Origin of the sequence: Halorubrum sp. Atlit-28R, assembly GCF_003665955.1 — an archaeon.
In the GTDB taxonomy this organism is placed as follows: domain Archaea; phylum Halobacteriota; class Halobacteria; order Halobacteriales; family Haloferacaceae; genus Halorubrum; species Halorubrum tropicale.
The window spans coordinates 1-475 of sequence record NZ_QPLS01000199.1; the positions used below are offsets into that span (position 1 = coordinate 1).

The 475-nt window shown below is 65.3% G+C and carries 1 protein-coding gene; it reads left to right on the forward strand.

Features of this window, described 5'->3' with window-relative positions:
• On the forward strand, positions 1 to 475 hold a 475-nt coding region (locus DVK06_RS17530), incomplete at both ends, for a molybdopterin-dependent oxidoreductase (protein WP_147438182.1).

A 475-nucleotide genomic window follows, 5' to 3' on the forward strand; every position in this document is an offset into this window, starting at 1 on the left:
GGCCACGACTTTGCCAACAGCGAAAACCGGCTCACGAAGCCCCTGATTCGAAACGAAGACGGCGAGTTCGAGGCGGCCTCGTGGGACGAGGCGCTCGACTACGTCGCCGGCCGACTCCGCGAGATTCAGGACGAACACGGCGTCGACGCGGTCAGTTGCCTCGCGTCGTCGAAGGGGAGCAACGAGGAGGCGTATCTCGTCCAGAAGTTCGCGCGGCAGGTACTCGGCACGAAGAACATCGACAACTGCGCCCGGCTCTGCCACTCGTCGACGGTGGCGGCGCTCCAACAGACGCTCGGCTACGGCGCGATGACGAACCGCATCAACGAGGACATCGGCGAGGCCGACGCCTACCTCATCAGCGGGTCGAACACGACCGAGTCGCATCCGGTGTTGGCGACTCGCATCAAGCAGAACGTCCGCGACGGGGCCGACCTCGTGGTGTTCGACCCCCGGAAAATCGGCATCGCCGAGC